Origin of the sequence: Mycobacteroides immunogenum, from assembly GCF_001605725.1 — a bacterium.
Classification (GTDB): Bacteria; Actinomycetota; Actinomycetes; order Mycobacteriales; family Mycobacteriaceae; genus Mycobacterium; species Mycobacterium immunogenum.
This window is the reverse complement of the sequence record NZ_CP011530.1, coordinates 1254702-1269300: the sequence shown is the minus strand read 5'-3', so window position 1 is coordinate 1269300 and position 14599 is coordinate 1254702. Positions and strand designations below refer to the sequence as shown.

The 14599-nt window shown below is 61.9% G+C and carries 15 protein-coding genes; all 15 read right to left on the bottom strand.

Annotated elements, in window-relative coordinates; all coding sequences use genetic code 11:
* Positions 1-27: 27 nt before the first annotated feature.
* The 15 genes from ABG82_RS06305 to ABG82_RS06240 all read right to left on the bottom strand — a co-directional run bounded on the left by ABG82_RS06305 (position 28) and on the right by ABG82_RS06240 (position 14552).
* Positions 28-1761, bottom strand: a complete 1734-nt coding sequence (locus tag ABG82_RS06305; RefSeq protein ID WP_234708092.1) for a hypothetical protein — start codon at positions 1759-1761, stop codon at positions 28-30.
* Entirely contained in the window at positions 1758-3812 is a 2055-nt protein-coding gene (locus tag ABG82_RS06300) for a glycine-rich domain-containing protein (protein WP_052511106.1), read from the bottom strand. Before ABG82_RS06300 ends, ABG82_RS06305 begins: the two co-directional genes overlap by 4 nt.
* Positions 3813-4922 (bottom strand): hypothetical protein, encoded by a 1110-nt coding sequence (locus tag ABG82_RS06295; RefSeq protein WP_043079681.1) that lies wholly within the window; start codon positions 4920-4922, stop codon positions 3813-3815.
* The gene (locus tag ABG82_RS06290; protein WP_043079682.1) at positions 4919-5251 is read right to left on the bottom strand and encodes a hypothetical protein; all 333 of its coding nucleotides are present in this window, start codon (positions 5249-5251) and stop codon (positions 4919-4921) included. The genes ABG82_RS06295 and ABG82_RS06290 overlap by 4 nt, the downstream gene beginning before the upstream one ends.
* Positions 5251-7071: a Gp37-like protein gene (locus ABG82_RS06285; RefSeq protein ID WP_234708093.1), complete on the bottom strand. Its 1821-nt coding sequence runs from the start codon at positions 7069-7071 to the stop codon at positions 5251-5253. The genes ABG82_RS06290 and ABG82_RS06285 overlap by 1 nt, the downstream gene beginning before the upstream one ends.
* Complete coding sequence (locus ABG82_RS06280) at positions 7068-8081, bottom strand: hypothetical protein (protein ID WP_052511107.1); 1014 nt, start codon at positions 8079-8081, stop codon at positions 7068-7070. The genes ABG82_RS06285 and ABG82_RS06280 overlap by 4 nt, the downstream gene beginning before the upstream one ends.
* Positions 8078-9643 carry a hypothetical protein gene (locus tag ABG82_RS29140; RefSeq protein ID WP_043079684.1) on the bottom strand — a complete coding sequence of 522 codons (1566 nt, stop codon included), beginning with the start codon at positions 9641-9643 and terminating at the stop codon, positions 8078-8080. The genes ABG82_RS06280 and ABG82_RS29140 overlap by 4 nt, the downstream gene beginning before the upstream one ends.
* On the bottom strand, positions 9643-9834 hold the full coding sequence (locus ABG82_RS28175; protein WP_131676314.1) for a hypothetical protein: 192 nt from the start codon (positions 9832-9834) through the stop codon (positions 9643-9645). Before ABG82_RS28175 ends, ABG82_RS29140 begins: the two co-directional genes overlap by 1 nt.
* A gap of 170 nt (positions 9835-10004) precedes the next feature.
* Complete coding sequence (locus ABG82_RS06265) at positions 10005-10346, bottom strand: hypothetical protein (protein WP_043079685.1); 342 nt, start codon at positions 10344-10346, stop codon at positions 10005-10007.
* 5 nt (positions 10347-10351) lie between these two features.
* Complete coding sequence (locus ABG82_RS06260) at positions 10352-10963, bottom strand: hypothetical protein (protein WP_052511109.1); 612 nt, start codon at positions 10961-10963, stop codon at positions 10352-10354.
* 58 nt (positions 10964-11021) lie between these two features.
* Positions 11022-11420 (bottom strand): hypothetical protein, encoded by a 399-nt coding sequence (locus ABG82_RS06255; protein ID WP_043079686.1) that lies wholly within the window; start codon positions 11418-11420, stop codon positions 11022-11024.
* 31 nt (positions 11421-11451) lie between these two features.
* Positions 11452-11886, bottom strand: coding sequence for a hypothetical protein (locus ABG82_RS06250; RefSeq protein ID WP_043079687.1), 435 nt, complete (start codon positions 11884-11886; stop codon positions 11452-11454).
* Positions 11887-12121: 235 nt separating this feature from the next.
* Positions 12122-12298 carry a hypothetical protein gene (locus ABG82_RS28170; RefSeq protein WP_155772767.1) on the bottom strand — a complete coding sequence of 59 codons (177 nt, stop codon included), beginning with the start codon at positions 12296-12298 and terminating at the stop codon, positions 12122-12124.
* A 311-nt stretch (positions 12299-12609) separates the two neighbouring features.
* The gene (locus ABG82_RS06245) at positions 12610-13581 is read right to left on the bottom strand and encodes a hypothetical protein (RefSeq protein ID WP_043079688.1); all 972 of its coding nucleotides are present in this window, start codon (positions 13579-13581) and stop codon (positions 12610-12612) included.
* The gene (locus ABG82_RS06240) at positions 13581-14552 is read right to left on the bottom strand and encodes a hypothetical protein (RefSeq protein ID WP_043079727.1); all 972 of its coding nucleotides are present in this window, start codon (positions 14550-14552) and stop codon (positions 13581-13583) included. Before ABG82_RS06240 ends, ABG82_RS06245 begins: the two co-directional genes overlap by 1 nt.
* Between the last annotated feature and the right edge of the window lie 47 nt (positions 14553-14599).

Here is a 14599-nt window from a genome sequence, read left to right as displayed (position 1 = left end):
TACCTACTTCCTTTTGAGTGATGGGGTCTAGCTGAGAACAAGCGCCATCGCACCCCAGTTGACGGAGGTGTTGGCCAGTTTGAAAGTTGTCGGTTCGTGGGCGACGTTGACCGACAGGAAGATCTGGCCGATTGTCGTCACTGACAAGCAGGTTCCGCCCGATGTGCCGGTGGGCATCGTCGAGGTGGCGAAGACCTGCAGGATCATCTGGTTGCCCGAGCAGGTCGCGGCCTGGACCGGTTGCGAGGACGTTCCGGATGTCTTCGTGACGGTGCCCAAGGGATTCGAGGCCCCGGATACCGCAATCCCGAAGATGCGGCACCAGCCATTCCCAGTGGAGGTGACCGAAAGAGTCTTTGTGCCTGCGGAAGTCATGGCCGCAGCGCTTCGGTAGATCTTGATGTACGAGGCGCCGTACGGCGAGCTCCATGGCGCCGTGTCGATGAGCGTCATGGCCGTTCCGGCACATGTCACCGTCGACGGGTCCCCCGGCCGGTCCTGCGCGACCACCGCATAGATGTAATCACCGGACGCCGCTACAACATCGGCCGTTGTCGTGGTGCTCAAGACGGAGGGCGTGCACACGTTGTACTTCGCACGGACGCCCGTGGGCGCGATCGCGCGAAGAGCGACAGACAATATTGCCCAGTCACGCGAAGCGCTGAGGGTGCCTGTGAAGGTGCCGGCCACGTCGGTATCTCGCACGGATTGGGTGAGAAAGCCCACGTTGTCCAGGTAGCGGCTCACGCCACCGGTGAGACCGGACAACGTCGTGCTGGTCTCCCCCGGCGTGAACGCGTGGACCGTTCGACCGTTCAGGGGCACGCTGACCGTCTGCGAGAACGTGGCACCGTTCCCGACCAATTGCGTGGCGGGATCATATCCTTGCGCACCCGCGTAGGACACGGCGACGGCCTGGCCCCACCGGCTGCCGGTTTTGTTAATGGTGATGGTGGCGTTGCCGGCGGTCGCTCCACGGATGAGGTACGCCGCGATCAGCACACCATTGGAGAGGGCCTGACCGACACAGGTCATCGGCAGGTTGCTCGCACCGTAGGTGGCACTGACAGCATCGCCACCGCCCTGGGAGAAGAAGACCAGAACGTCGTCCCCGGCAGCGGGATTGATGGTGCACTGCGTGGCCGTGGCGGTTGTCTCTGCACCTACACCCACGGTGCTGTAGACAACGCTCGCCTGTTGCGTGATCACTGCGGCGCCGAATGCCTCAGCGGACGGAATGCCATTGGACGCAATGCCGACAGCACCGCGGGTCACCATCTGCGACCCGAAGGCCTCGGCGCCGGCGATACCGGGGACACCGATACCCCGTCCGACGACGGGCCGGCCGGCCGCCTCAGCGGAAGGAATATCGAGCGGTGCCACACTGCGCCCAAGCACATAGGTGCCGAATGCCTCTTCCGACGCAACTCCGGCAGGTGCGATGACTACGGAGCCCAGCTGCATCGTGGGGATCCCGAAGGACTCAGGCGAAGGAATGCCTGACGCGTTGAGCGTCTGCCCGACCGCGACTGCGCCGAATGTCTCCGACGATGAGACGCCGGTGGGTGCGATGTCCTGCGGATAGGTGATGCGTGGGGTCCCGAACGCCTCTACAGAAGCGATGCCTGCGGGCCAAAGACCCAGTGGGCCAGTGCTAATCCCGTGCGTGCCGAATACCTCACTCGAGGAGATCGACGGTACCAGCGTGCGGAACCGTGCGTACCACTTGCCGTCTGTGCGGCGTGGCCGGGGCTGGGTCACGCCGTCCTCACTGCGCAGAAGCCGGCGCCGCCCTGACCGCCGCCGTTGGCAGAGCCGGCGAAACCGCCGTCTCCACCGCCGCCACCGCCACCGGGGCTGTTGCCGCTGGTGTCTTGGGCGGCCTCAAGGCCGCCCACAAACAACCGGCCAAAGAATGGATAGTTCACCTGCGCCTCGCCGACCGGATCACGATTGAAGAAGTTGCCGTACGCCAGTCGGCCAGCGGCGCCGCCATTGGCCGCGAGCAGAGTAGTGGTGACACCGGCAAGGGTGTAGGTGATCAACGCGGGACTGCCCGCGCTGCCGTTCTGCTCCTTACCGGGAGCGCCGGCACCACCGGCCGGGACCACAATGTTGAGCTGCGTGACTTCCGCCGGGATACCCACGCCACGTTCGAGACTGACCGCCGACCAACTACCGCGGCGACCACCCTCGCCTGGTTTGTCCCAGCCGCCATCGCCGCCGCCTCCGCCGCCACCGGAACCCGAACCGAGCATGTAGAGATACTTGGCGACACTGGGAATAGTGAAGGTGTAGGTTCCGGGGCTGAGAAAATCGGTCCACGGGGAATCCAGCAGGGTTTCCCCGAGCGCTCCCCACGCCGGGGCAGACTCCGCACGGACGATCGCGCCGGAGATGGTGGCCGGCAATCCACTACTGGTGTTGGCTTTTTCGGTGGGATAGACCGGTATCGGCTGAACCACCTCGGTGACCTGTAAAAGCGAAGGCGTGGAGAACATCTGCCCGGCGACACCGCCCACTTGGCGGACGGCTAGAAAGACAGTCTCGCCGCGGCCCACCGACAGGTCCGGGATTGAAAAGGTCTGCACCTTCGAGGCGGTCAACACAGACTTCTTGTCCCCGAGATTCGTCGCGAGGGTGAGAGTGCCGTCCGTGCCGATCTTGTACACGCCGACATAGCAGTTGGTCATCGCATTGCCGACGAGGCCGAACTTGAGAGTCTTGTACACCCTGTCGGTGTCCGGGGTAATCGGGATGAATGTGATGTCGTTCAGTGCCGGGGCGAACATTGTCTGCGCCGAGATCACCGGGAAGGAAACGTCGTCGTGGGTGCCGGTGGAGATCCAGCGGGGGCTGCGGCGAGGACGGATAACCATGCTGGAGGCGAACTGGGCGGCGGCGTTGGCGTCGTCGGCGACCGATTTCAGCTGTCCCGCTGCCGTTTTGACATCCTCCGGTGTCTTGCCGGTGTCGGTACCGCCGAATACGCCGTTCCAGAAGTTGTCCCAGGTTTTCCTGATGTCCTCAGCGAGGTCGGCGCCCTCCTCCAACAGGCTTTCGACGATATTAGGCGGCAGCTTGTTCGTCTTGTGCGGCAAGACATTGGAGAAGTGCACGGTACCCGCAGTGGCACCCGCGTCAAGAATCAGCAGCGCAGCAGCGCGCGCAACGCCGGTGGTCACCGTCCAGTTGCTGGTCGGAACCGGCCGCCACGCACCGGCGGCGGCCGGCGGCTGCAGCTGGCCGGTAATGACGTCCGGCAATGGGTTACCGGCCATGTCGAAGGTGGCGAAGCCAACCTTGATCGGATTGGACCCCGCGGCGGCGACAAGGTCCGTCCATGAAGCGGCGGCCTCGAGGCTCAATACCTGACCCGCCACCACATCGAAGATTTCGGTACGCATCGACTGACGCGTGCCGTTGCCGATCACCTTGACAGAGCCACCCGATTTCCAGCCCGGCGTCGCCGAATCCCAAACAAAGTAGGGATTTTCGGTAACACTCGCCGCGTTAGGGAATTCACCGGCACCGTTACTCAAGTCTTGGACCACATCGGCGATCCACGACACTGGGATCAGACCGTTGAACCCGAGAAAGCTGTTTACCGCATCAAGAATCCCCTTGAGGAACTTTCCGGGGCCGGCAGCGACGTCCTTGATCAGCTTGAGGAGCTGCTCCTCCAAGAACTTGCTCCACTGCTCCAGAATCGCTGCGACATCGATCTTCCCGACATGCGGTTCGATAGCAAGACGCTCCAGCGCGTTGTGGGTGACCGGCAATCCCGGCCCCAAGTCAACTTGCCGAGGCATTTAGACCGGCACAGCCATCACGGACAACGAAGCGCCTGCCCGATCGAAATCGTAGATGGCACTGAGTCCGTCGTTGAACAGGTTCACGTAAATCGTGGAGGCTGTGCCTGTTGTGTGCGCCGGTATCAGGCCCACCTCGTTGTCAGGGGTGATCGCGGTGTTCGGCGACTGGGCCGTAGAAGCGCCCGGTTCCAGGTAGGTGTAGCCGGTGATGTTGCCGTATCCACGCGCAATCACCTGTCCGGTATTGGGATTACCCAACCGGACTTCACATCCGATCAACAGAGGTGTCGAGTCGAGCTCGATGCCGACCGCATGGACCTTCCCCGTGACATGAAGCTTGCAGTCCCAATCGAGCGCCGGAAGTGTGAATGAGCCGATGGGGAATCGGGTGGAGTTGATCGCCTTCCCGTTCGTGAAGTTCGATTCGGGAACAGTCCACCACTTCACGGTGGGCAACCCCGCGAGTGGGGTGGGCTTCCACTTGCCGGACGCGGTGTATGTGGGAACGTCGCCCACCTCAGGTGCAATGGTTCCATCGAAGTCAGATGCACCTGAGATGGTGGCCTGCGGTCCCATTGGCCCCCTGGGCGCCTTCAGATAGAGCGTCCAGGTCGGATGAAAGTCGTCACCCGTCACAGTGATATGTGACGTGAGGTTGGGGTCATCCGGATTCAGCAAGACCACGTTCGGCGTGATGGCCGGAACCGGCCCCGCCGGCCCTTCCGAACCCATCATGAACGCTTGGTAGTGGTCGCGGTTCCACATGTAGGCCTTGGAGCCGGTGACGTTACCCTGCGGGTCGCGATCTTCGATGATCCAGTACTTGCCCGCGTCCACGTCGTCAGCAGTCAGGTTCTGCGGCAGATCATCCGGCTCCAGCAAGGTGTTGGGCTGCAGCTTGGGCAAGGGCGCGTTCGTGCCCGCGGGGCCCGCGGGCCCCATCAAAGCGGCCAGGCTCATTTGCCCGTTTCCGCCGAACAGTTCCAGTGTGGCCGACACCTGATCGGGGGTATCCAGATCGGAGATGACGCCAAAGATGTTGAGATTGGCAGTCACTGTCTTCAAGAAGACAGAATCGCCAAGCTGGGGGGTGATAGGTGTGCTCATTCGGTCGGCTCCTCGTCTTCGATCGTGACTTTTGGTGTCACAGTCCATAATTCGGATGGGTTGAGTTCCCCGGATTGGGGCGGATCGGGTTCGTTCAGAAACGCGTAGGTGCCATCAGCCAGGCGCCGCAGCCACACGCGATCAGTGTTCTGTTCGTACCCGCGCAGGGCCAGAGTCCAGGCGCAGGCATCGACAACCAGTTGCAGATAGGTCATGTCCACGGTGTCTCCCGCAGGAGTCATTGGCTTCTGGAGCGCATCGTGGATCTCCAGATAGTTCTTCCGAACGGCGCGCGCCACTTCTTCGTTGGCCGGGATCGGGCTGCGCATCAGCCGAGCACCGAACCGTTGCCCAGCGCCATCGATACCATCGACGCGACACCCTGCAACGCACGCAATCCTTGCGACAACGGATCGTCCTCTTTCCTATCGTCGCCTACCGACACCGAGTACGTAACGGGGCGAGAACGGTCGTACTCGTACTTGATCGCGAAAACCTGGTCGACGTAAAGAATTCCGTCTTGTTCAAACCCCACCCGGTCACCGAGCAGAATGTCCTCGTTGATCACATACGGTGCGCCGTTGCGAATCGAGGTCTTGAACGACCGGTACGCACGTCGTTTCCAGTTCAACTGCCTCAGTACCAACAGGGCACTCGCCACGTACGCCGTGCCGCGCTCGTAGAGCTCTTGGTAGGCCAAGTCCCCCGTCATCGCCCGCCGTTTAGGATCGGTGAAACGCATGTGCGCGAACAGCATGTCGTCGAACTGCCCCTGATAGAGGTTCTCCAGCCCGTTGCTGCCTGGAGCCTGCGTAGCAGTTCCCGGCAGAGGGATCACCTCCGACAGTTTGGCCAATCCGTACCGGATTCCAAAGGTCTGAAGTTCGTTGACGATCCGCGGTGAGTGCCCGCCCGTCATCGCCGTGAGCACCGGCCCCTTGTGCTGGTAGTAGCCCGAATCGACGATCCCGGAATGCTGGCTTTCCCAGAAAATGGCCCAAGGCTTCTTGGGTGCCACCCCGAGGATGCGGCGGAAGAGAGGGTCGACTTCCCCGTCGTCATCGGTATCGATCGGGAAGACCGTCTCGGTGATCAGATCGTCCGCGGTCGAGGCAAACAGGTTGATCACGCCATCGATGGCAGTGCCGGTAGGCCCCTCGTATCCCGACTTGTCCTCAAAGGCAAAGACCACGCAGTTGCGATGGGGGCGGGCCAAATCCGCGACACCGCCGGCGAGTGCCTCCAACTCCGGGTGCGGGTTCTCCTCGTCCTCGGTGAAGAACGTGTATGCCCGTGCGATCACGCCGGCGTCACGCAGCAGCTCGGCCGTGGCACTGTGGAAGTCGGTCCACGACCCCATCAGCATCGACGTCCGCGACTGGTCCAGCAGCGGATTGACGAACTGCACCTGCAGCGGCCATGACAACGGATCGATATTCGAGATGCCGCCCTGGAACCATCCCGCCGGATTCAGGATGTTGGTGATGAAGGAGAGCGGCTGCGAGAACAGTCGGGCCAGATTAATGGCAAGTGTTGCCGCACAGATGGTTCGGGTGTTACCGGGCAAGAACCACATTTTGAGCGGCTGAAACTCCGGCGGACTGACCGGAGTAGCGCCGACCAGCAGCGTCTTGAGATGCTCGCGGTTGGATGTCGCCTGAAGCTCAACGGTGTGGATACCACTGCTGTTTCGCTTGGCGTTGATCCGGGTGATCTTGCCGCCCCACCGCGTCTTCCACGATGGCTTGGACGGGATCGGGTCGATCGACAGGTGCAGGTCTTCGTCCAGCCGGACGGCCTTACGCACGAAGTCGGCGAGATAGTCGCCGCCGCGCAACACCACGGTCGCAGAACCACTCTCCGTCGCCACTTCCTCCATGGAGCAGGACACTTCGCTGCCGATGACGGCCAGATGCTCGAGGTTCTTATCCTGCAACCGGATGAGTGGACGTTGCTTGCCCGCGCCGGCGATGATGTCCCTGCGGCCACTCAGATACCTGTAGGCCGCCATGGGGTCCGACGCGGGCAGCGGCGCCGCCAGGGCGCCGATCAATGCGGACTGCAGGTTCCCACCGATGTTTCGCGTGAACTCCAGCGGCACATCGATAAGCCCTTCGGCTCCGCGGTAGATGTCGTCGATGATCGTCATACCGGTCGCGACCATCTCTGCGGAACAAGCACCGACACGGTGCCGCCGGCATGATCGTGGCGCACTTTGATGTTGGCCGTGGTGCGCGGCGGGATCTGCGAATTGAAGCGAATACCGTTCGCGCGGCGCCATACCGGCAGTCCCAGATCGGCGATGTCATGCAGGAAGAAGTCCAGAATGCGGGAGCTACGCGCCCACTGGTAGAAGATGTTGTCCACCGGATCCTTCGACGCGGTGAGCATCCGCTCACCCGGATCGGTATCAACCAGCACATAACCGTCATTGGCATCCAACAGCGGAAGCGGCACCAGCCTGCTGGTCACACCGTCCTGCACCCATGCGCGGCCCGGGCCGCTGTACACAAACTTGGGCCACACCGCGACATTGCCGCGGTTGCAGATGGTGATGGTTTCTTCGTCATACCCGTGCAGCGCGTGCGTCTGCGGATGCGCCTTCCACGTGGTGACCAATGTCCGCTTCGCGAAATACGGTTTGGGAGCGACGATTTGCATGCTCCACAAGGTGTGATTGTTGTTGGCGTAGATCGGCGATTTCGACACCGTGGTGTTGACCGGGCTGGCCTGCATCACCTGCACCCAGCGCCAGCCGCCAAACCGCGAGTGCATACCCAGCCACCCGGTGACGCCCAGCGGCCATGAATCCCACCAATTGGACTCGACAAGTTGGTACTGATACTTGGACAGCTTCCGGGTACCCGACCCGACCATGATGCCGATGTCGATGACCCGCTTGAGGATGTTGGTTCGCTCGTAGGTGGCACCCTCTTGATAGGCACCCTCAGTGAACAAATGCTGGAACGACGGGTGATGCAGTCCATGGATTTCCGTGGACAGCTGCACACCCTGGCGACCAGCCAGCGGACCCAGCAAGTCCCAACGTCTTCCATTGGGAGCGAGGTAGACCAGCTTGAACTCTTCGCCTTTGAGAATATTCGGCATGGTCGCCCAGTTCTGGTACTGGAGCGCCTCGGTGCCTTGCAGAAACTTCACTGGATGAGACTCCCCACTGCGCCGGCCAGGCCACCCCAGCGACCGAACTCGCGCCAGAAGGACATGAACAAGTCCATGCCTGGGTCTTTGCCGCCGCCATTGATGTTGAAGGTGGCGTTCTGATTGTTGGTGGTGCCGCCGCCCATACCCGGGAACAGAGCAGCAGCGACGGTCTTTCCCATGTCGTTTTGCGACCCGAGGGATGATGCGTCGGCGGAACCTGTTGGGGCATTGCCCATAGGGTCATTGCCCATGCTGATTCGGCCGGAGGTCAGCGTGCCAGCTCCTCCGCCGATACCGCCGGCGGGATTCATTCCACGACCATCGGCACCTCCGCCTGGAAGGTTAAGTACGCCTGCGTCGCCACGTTGTCCACCGGCGCCGCCGCCTGTGCCTCCACCCGAGGCCCCCGGGGCCATGCCCGGTGCGTAGTAGTTGTCGTTCTGCCCGCCAAGCTGATTCGCGCCTGGCAGCTGCGGTCCACCATTGGCAGCAGTGGCGGTCGCGGTACCCAGTGGGTTCGAATTGGCAAGACCGCCGGAAGTGCCCAACCCATCGCCGAGGCCCGCGGGCATCGACGGGAGTGACAGGCCCGGCATCGGCGAGCCGAGGCCACCCGGGGAAAGGCCGCCACCGAGCCCACCCAAGTTCGTCAGGCTACGTAGTGAATCCAACAGACCCGGGGCCAAAGCGTCTGACCCGCCGCCGCCTGGCATCTGCTGCGCACCTGCGGGCGGCGACATCTCAGCCGCCCCCGGCGGCATCGAGCCCGTGGTCATGTCCGCCATTGGGGGCGCGCTCATGCCGGGCACCGCGGATTGGGTTTGCGGAATGCTTCCACCGCCCAACGCGTCGGCGGGGCCTTGAATTCCCGGCGAACCAGCCGCCTGGCTCGGTGGAGCAACTGTGACATTGCCAGGTACGCCAGCGCCCCCCAACTTCGAGAGGCCATCGGCGACCGAGCCCAATGCCGGCAATGCGGAGCTACCCGACGAGGCGCCCGTTCCGGGAGAGACCGGCTGCGCGGCGCTCATCCCCTGATCAAGCGAGTCCCCCGCGCTATTGAGCGGGGGTATCGATCCGAGGGGAGGGGGCGACGCAGCCGTTGGAACACTCAGTCGCCGAATCGAATCACGCAGCTGGCTTGCGGACGAGCCCAGTGCGCCGACCGCACCGACCACGCCACCCACCGCCCCGGCCAAACCGGCAGCGGCCGCCGATGCCGTACCGATGGCATCAGCCATCGGACGTAGACCACCGCCACCGAGCGGCGCGCCCGCGGCGCCTGCCGCAGCGTCCACGTCAGCCCCGACATTGATCGCCCGGTTACGTCCGAGCTCACGATCCAAGGACTGGATATCTGACAGCGCCTGACGAGTATTCGCGCGGATGTCGACGTTCCCGGCGCGATCGAGCTCTCGATTGATTTCGCCGGCCCATCGTTGTCCGGCGGTCCGTGCGTCGGCATCCAGGGCCGCAAACGATTGCCGGAAGAGCTCCGACAGCCGCGCAACTTCTTGCTGCGCCTTGCCTGAGGCCGAATCCATCGGCGTATCAGCCATTATGCCTCCTCACCGATGCGTTGTAGATAGTCGTTAATGGTCATGCCGTCAGGCTCGCGTGTGACGGTCCGGTACACCACACCCGGACGCGGTGTCAGTTGCGGCCGGAACTCTTGTAATTCAGGGGGTTTCAGGGCATCCACAGTGTGCATCCACACCTGTTGGCGCACCGCGTCTAGCACCTGGGCCATGAGATGATCGTTGACCGTCCAGCCTTCGTGAACCTTGTGATAGACGGCCGTCCCCGGAGGGGAGTACACAACGAAGTGGACAAATTGGCTCAGCGTAAGCCGAGTTCCAATGTCCGAGAAAGAGTAGCCGGCCTGCAGGAGGTCGCGCTCCACCGCACCTAGATAGCTATCTAGGATGTGCTGGAGCGCTTGGATTCCCCCAGTGTCATGTTGGCGTCCTGCAGCCACGCGGTGAAGAAGGCCAAAACTTTGGCGTCATCCCATTGGTTGAGCACCGAGTACGCCTCGGCGGTGAGCACCTTCTCCAGCCGCGCCCAACACAGTTCACTCGGGTCATGGCGCGACTGCAGCTGAATCTGGAATGGCAGCCGGATGTCATTCATATGTGGCACGCCCACGGTCCGGCCGTCGACATCGGTGTAGACAAAGACGTCGGGGAACCCCGGATACACGGCGGCCCAGTCGAAGCCAGGCTCCCCCACCTTTGGGGGAGCCTGGCGGTGACTCTTCATCGTTATCACGACGCGAGGACTCCGTCATCGGTCACGGTGTAGGAGAACTTGCCATTCGTGTCGGGGAACATCTTGACTTCGCAGTCATGGGCCAACACGTCCTTGTGGGACCACTTCTGCTCGGCGCGCTTGATGATGCGGCCCAGCGGGAAGAACTTCTGGATGCGCTTGCCGCCCGGGCTGAAGGTATCGAGAATCCAGCCGTGGTTGTCCAGCACGTCCGAGGTCTGCATGATCGACAGGCGCCGGCCGTGAGTAGCGGTGGCGGCCTGTACGGCGACGTTGTCGGAACCGTAAGCAACCTTGGCCACATCAGGATTCAGGAATTCGTACAGCTTGAACTTCAGGCTGATCGAGTAGGTTTCCTGCGGCTCTGCCACCTGATCCGAACCCCAAGCGTAGATCGACTTGGTGGGGCGATCTTCCGTCTCGGAGAGGCCGTCGTCAGCGACGAAGCCAAGACGGGTTGCGGTGGCGGGGATGGCGAAGTCAGCCGTGACATCCGGTGCAGCAGTGTTCAGCGGCACCGTGTAGATACCACCGATGATGCGCAGGCTCTTCGGTGAGGGAAGGACGATATTCTTGGTATCGCCCGCGATTGCGTTTGGAGCGGTCATGAAGGGTTCCTTTCCGTTGAGACAGTCCGCGGGCGCGGACTTCTGAACGTCTTGTGGTTCAACCGATATGGCAGGGCACCGTCACCCAGGTGGTGATCAGGTAGCGCCCGATATCCGGCACGTCTGGGTCGTTCTGTTGAGTGGGTCCACTCACGTGCTCGGTCCATTGCACCCCGGGCTCAGAGGCCGGCATCGCCTGCAACAAGCCCTTGATGAGGATCGACACCTGCTCGGCTCGTGCCTCATCGGCGTCAAAGTAGGCAATCTCGACAAGCGCGTTGTCGGAGAAATCGTGGTCAGTGCTGCTGTTGATCAACTGCACCGTGCCGAAGCGAGCGGGATGCGTCTCCGGGACCTTGTGGGAGAACGCAACCGTGTGCCCACGGGCGGCGAGCTGAGCAGTCAGGTATGGAATGACCAACTGTGTGGCGCTGGCGGGGATGAGGGCATCAGCCATGAAGGGACCTATCTCGACTTGCGGGCAGCATCTACTCGAACAAAGCCTTGGGAGGGAGCTTCACCATGGTCGCGAAATCCAACGATGCTGCGGCCGTGGGAGCTTCGAACGCGAACGGTGCGATGTAGCCCTCCGACTTGTTCAGAACCACCTTGCTGAACACCACGTCGTAGATCAGGCTGCTCAGGTGGAGCTCCGGGGTGTTGGCAGTGAGCTCGACTCCTACTCCACCGACGATGGTCCGAAGGATGCCATCGGAATCAATGCGAGCGCGGATCGTCGGGAAGATGACTCCCTGCGGAGGAGTGAGTCCCGGTGCCCAAATGACGCTTCCCTTAGGCAATCTGGGGATGAAATCGACCATGGCGGAGACCGGCTTGATATCGGGGTGGGTGTCGGGGTCGACATAGTCGACCACCACGGAATTCACGGTGCCGGTGACGGTGAAGTACGCGAGGCTGGCCATGAGACTCCTTCAGGAACGCGAATAGACCCCTGGACGCGGCGACATCAAAGATGTCCGCGGGGGCTGACAATGTGAGATTCAGAATGAGCATCTCGAACCGATTCGGTTCCCCTGCTCTGGGCACAGCTGTGCTGTTGCGATTTCGAGTCTACAACGAACTAGAGCCAAGCACAATAGTTAATATCAAGTACTGCAATGGATCTGATGGAATCCGCACACGTGCGCTGAAGTCGCGCTAGCAGGGTCTGCGGAGCTGGTTGGCGACGAGATTGTCGAGCACCGCACGCACCGACTTCAGTTGGTCGGCGACATGTAGTAGTGCGTATGTCTGCGCGATCTCGATCTTTTGATCGTCGGTCGGCGCAGCGGCGATTGCCGCAATCTCGGCAGTTGCCTTGTCTTCGTATGACATTAGATTTCTCCTCCTAAGGATCGTGATGGGAAATTGGAGAATGACATCGGGGCACACCTCGACCACGAAGACGTGTCTCACCCTGCCTCCAGTCCCCACTCAACAGGATGACCCACAAGCGGGCTGAACTGGTTATAAATGCTCTCCACTTCAGCCTCCCCAGGGCATAGACCATCCAGGCCGGCCTGATGAAAAGGGAATGAATGAGAAGCGGACTCAACGGTCCACACGCGAATCAGGGCACAACTGTGCTAGCGCATCGTCAGTCTACAAGCGCCAGACCCACTATCCAAGAGCCTATTTCAGAAACATCAGGAAGTCGCCGGCGACTCACGCCGGCCACGCCGCCGATGCGACGAGCGCCTTGTCACAAGCTCCAGCGCCGCCACCACATCGTCATAGCTGTACAGCGGTCGCTGTGAGAGCTTCTGGTTCCGGCTGCCGTCCTCATGCTCATATGAACGCGGAGGCACCCTGGTGGCCAGCAGCTTGAAGAAGGTCGATCGCGATCCGGTGTCCGCGCCCACCAAATGCAAGGCATGCCACATTTGGTTGGCCGACAACAACTCTCCTTGGATCCTGTTATTGGTGTACGTGTACAGGTCGGCGGTCAGATACGTCTGACGACAGTGCCTACAGGTCACCTCGACGTCATCATGCTCGCCGTACAAGGGCGTCGAACACACCGTGGGCCCGGTAGCCCCCTCACCGGTGACGGTTGGGCACGCCCCCACCAATACAGACGGCGCCGGATAGATGATCCTGCGAATCCCCTTGACCGCGTGCTCCATTTCGGAATAGAAATCGTTCGCATCCGGCTCACACATCACCGCGGTGATGTGGTGCGCCAGCCAGCGCGCCATGTCCGCCGAGGAGGCCTCATACCCCGTCGGCAGCCGCCGCCATCCGGCTGGCAGCGGCCCAACGAAGCTCGGGCCCACAGATCTCATGGGAACAAAGGATATTCCGCGGTTCTCGGTGACCAACCGTGCCCACATGGAAAACGTGTTGTGGATCTGTCGGCCCAGTTTCGTCGCGCGCTGATCGCCCAGCAGGACCTTGCTTCCAGGCCCCACCCGGCCACCAGTGCCTACCCGGGTTTGTCCGACCGCCGACTCCCGCAATCTGTCGAGATACCAGGTGATCCCCGGCTCGACATTGGTGAGCCGTCCCTCGCCATCGCGAACCTTCAGCCCGATCAGCAATTGCCGCAAGTTTTTGCCGCAGTTCCAGCACAAGAACAGCTGCGCTTGGCCATAGCAATGGGTACACCGTTGATTCATCACGCCGTCCTCGAGGAGTTCAGTGCATCTCTGACCAATTGCGATCCGTGACGAACCGTCTCGGCTCGGTCTACGTGGTCGCACACCAACCCCTGGCGGTATCCGTCTGAGTCACACAGATCGCAGCGCGCAACAGCCACGCTCTTGGCGGCGCCCTCGGCGCGCAACCGCGCTATCCGCGCATCACCGGCGCGGGCCGCACGCCAGGTCTCGTGGTGCTCCCGATAGCGCCGGCAAGCCCGGCAGGGCGTGTCGGTGCCCTCGGGGTGGCGCGGACAAAATGGGGCGGGCTCCCCAACAGAAGTTCCTACGGCACGGGACGTTTCAACCCCAACCTCAACCACAACCGACCCTGTCGAGAACCCTTCTGGCAAGGGTTGCGTGAACCCTTTCATTCCGGCAGGTGAGGTAAACCCTTCCCGAAAGGAAACCGATACCCCTTCGGGAATCCCATCTCGCAAGTCTTCGGAGAAGGGTTCGGCGAAGACTTCGGGCAAGCCTTCCGACAAGCTTTCCAAGTGCCCAACGGCATCCGCGCGGGATCGCGACAACCTCCCTCTGAGCTGCACCGCCTTATCGCTGGTGCCGCTGATCATCGGCAGTTCAATGCGATTCAGCTCATCGAGCAATACTCGAGCGAGCTTCGGCGACTCCACGTGGCACAGCGCCCGCAGCGCCGACAGCATGACGTTGGGCTGCTTGTCCACCTGGTCACGTCGCATGAAAGACCGCGTCAATGTCTCGCCGGTGTCATCGTCGGTGAAGACGTAACGACGGCGCTCCAGCCGGGTGAGAGATTCCATCACATCGATATCGGTGGGTGTTCGTTCACCGTCGACAAGCGCCTTGCGCCACCGCCTCAGGTTCAGCGGTTGCACCCCAGCGTAATTAAGTGCTGGCTGCGCCAGCAGCACGATGTAGAGCAGCTTGTCCGTGACCGGCTGCGCACAGAAATCACCATCAGTGAACATCGAGAACCAAGTTTTTCCGTACTCACGCGCCACCTCCAACCGTCCTT

Excerpts from the sequence above, each read along its gene's own strand:
- ABG82_RS06300 (WP_052511106.1), bottom strand. The coding sequence starts at position 3,812 with ATGCCTCGGCAAGTTGACTTGGGGCCGGGATTGCCGGTCACCCACAAC.
- ABG82_RS06295 (WP_043079681.1), bottom strand. The coding sequence starts at position 4,922 with ATGAGCACACCTATCACCCCCCAGCTTGGCGATTCTGTCTTCTTGAAG.
- ABG82_RS06290 (WP_043079682.1), bottom strand. The coding sequence starts at position 5,251 with ATGCGCAGCCCGATCCCGGCCAACGAAGAAGTGGCGCGCGCCGTTCGG.
- ABG82_RS06285 (WP_234708093.1), bottom strand. The coding sequence starts at position 7,071 with ATGACGATCATCGACGACATCTACCGCGGAGCCGAAGGGCTTATCGAT.
- ABG82_RS29140 (WP_043079684.1), bottom strand. The coding sequence starts at position 9,643 with ATGGCTGATACGCCGATGGATTCGGCCTCAGGCAAGGCGCAGCAAGAA.
- ABG82_RS28175 (WP_131676314.1), bottom strand. The coding sequence starts at position 9,834 with ATGGCCCAGGTGCTAGACGCGGTGCGCCAACAGGTGTGGATGCACACT.
- ABG82_RS06265 (WP_043079685.1), bottom strand. The coding sequence starts at position 10,346 with ATGAAGAGTCACCGCCAGGCTCCCCCAAAGGTGGGGGAGCCTGGCTTC.
- ABG82_RS06260 (WP_052511109.1), bottom strand. The coding sequence starts at position 10,963 with ATGACCGCTCCAAACGCAATCGCGGGCGATACCAAGAATATCGTCCTT.
- ABG82_RS06255 (WP_043079686.1), bottom strand. The coding sequence starts at position 11,420 with ATGGCTGATGCCCTCATCCCCGCCAGCGCCACACAGTTGGTCATTCCA.
- ABG82_RS06250 (WP_043079687.1), bottom strand. The coding sequence starts at position 11,886 with ATGGCCAGCCTCGCGTACTTCACCGTCACCGGCACCGTGAATTCCGTG.
- ABG82_RS28170 (WP_155772767.1), bottom strand. The coding sequence starts at position 12,298 with ATGTCATACGAAGACAAGGCAACTGCCGAGATTGCGGCAATCGCCGCT.
- ABG82_RS06245 (WP_043079688.1), bottom strand. The coding sequence starts at position 13,581 with ATGAATCAACGGTGTACCCATTGCTATGGCCAAGCGCAGCTGTTCTTG.
- ABG82_RS06240 (WP_043079727.1), bottom strand. The coding sequence starts at position 14,552 with ATGTTCACTGATGGTGATTTCTGTGCGCAGCCGGTCACGGACAAGCTG.